Source organism: Rhodoferax sp. UBA5149 (genome assembly GCF_002413825.1).
In the GTDB taxonomy this organism is placed as follows: domain Bacteria; phylum Pseudomonadota; class Gammaproteobacteria; order Burkholderiales; family Burkholderiaceae_C; genus Rhodoferax.
In genome coordinates this window covers 1-883 of sequence record NZ_DHXT01000179.1, presented here as the reverse complement: position 1 = coordinate 883, position 883 = coordinate 1, and the positions used below count along the sequence as shown (strand labels likewise).

2 protein-coding genes are annotated in these 883 nt (G+C 60.7%); both read left to right on the top strand.

The genetic code is table 11. The features are described from left to right. Positions 1-636: KPN_02809 family neutral zinc metallopeptidase (gene ypfJ, locus B3V69_RS16050; protein WP_296448014.1), on the top strand; the 636-nt coding region annotated here is incomplete at its 5' end. An 83-nt stretch (positions 637-719) separates the two neighbouring features. Then, on the top strand, positions 720-883 hold a 164-nt coding region (locus tag B3V69_RS16045), incomplete at its 3' end, for a DEAD/DEAH box helicase (RefSeq protein ID WP_296448018.1).

Genomic DNA, 883 nt, shown 5'->3' with positions numbered 1-883 from the left:
ATGGCCAAGTTCGTCTCCACCGTGCTGGCCGACACCGAAGACGTCTGGAAAGATGTGTTCAGCAAGGGTGGTGTCACCTACAGAGAGCCCAAGCTGGTGCTGTTTCGGGGCGCCACCGCCACCGCTTGCGGGCAGGGTCAGTCGGCGATGGGACCGTTTTATTGCCCGGGCGACCAGAAGGTCTACATTGACCTCGGTTTCTACGAAATCCTGAAAAACCGGCTCGGCGCGCCAGGCGACTTCGCCCAGGCCTATGTGATTGCCCACGAAGTCGGCCACCATGTGCAGAATCTGCTGGGCATCAGCGCCAGGATGGACCAGACGCGCGGGCACGTCAGCCAGTCCGAGTACAACGCGCTGAGCGTTCGGCTGGAGTTGCAGGCTGACTGCTTTGCCGGGGTGTGGGCCAACCATGCGCAGGCGGCCCGGCAGTTGCTGGAGCAGGGCGATGTGGAAGAAGCCATGAACGCCGCCGCCAGGATTGGCGACGACGCCTTGCAGCGGTCCAGCGGCCACGCCGTGGTGCCCGAAAGCTTTACCCATGGCACCAGTGCGCAGCGTCAGCGCTGGTTCGATAATGGCCTGAAAAATGGCAGCGTGAAGGCCTGTGACACGTTTTCTGCACGTCAATTGTGATAAGTGGAGGATAATAAGGGTTTGCCCCCAGTCCTTGGGGTGCGCTCAGCTATCGGATTGATAGCATCTGACCTTGGCTATGAATGACCGATTTGAACTCTGATCTAACTCCTGATCTGATCCCCGACGCTTTACCGATGGCGTTTGCCCAGTTGCAACTGGCGGAGCCGCTGGCCCGCGCCGTGGCCGACCTGGGCTACGAGTCCATGACCCCCATCCAGGCGCAAGCCATTCCGATGGTGTTGCA